This window comes from Olsenella uli (assembly GCF_016900775.1).
Taxonomy (GTDB): Bacteria; Actinomycetota; Coriobacteriia; order Coriobacteriales; family Atopobiaceae; genus Thermophilibacter; species Thermophilibacter uli_A.
The window spans coordinates 1-314 of sequence record NZ_JACJKN010000052.1; the positions used below are offsets into that span (position 1 = coordinate 1).

Annotated in this window: 1 pseudogene; it reads left to right on the plus strand. The window is 77.1% G+C overall.

Annotated elements, in window-relative coordinates:
- Positions 1-201, plus strand: a pseudogene (locus tag H6A23_RS11270) (HAD family hydrolase); the annotation flags it as partial.
- Positions 202-314 lie beyond the last annotated feature (113 nt).

Consider the following 314-nt stretch of genomic DNA (forward strand, 5'->3'; position numbering starts at 1 on the left):
CGGCTGAGCCTCGAGCCCAGCGCCTGCGCCGCCGTGGAGGACTCCGTCAACGGTGCCCTCGCGGCCTGCGCGGCCGGCATGGCCACCTACCTCGTGCCCGAGTGGGCCGCGCCCACGCCCGAGGTCGTCGAGAGGTGCGCCGCCGTCCTGGGGAGCCTGCGCGAGCTTCCCGCCGCCATGCTTGGCCCCCACGCACGCTAGGGCGCGGCCCACTCGGGCACGAGGTAGGTGGCCATGCCGGCCGCGCAGGCCGCGAGGGCACCGTTGACGGAGTCCTCCACGGCGGCGCAGGCGCTGGGCTCGAGGCTCAGCCG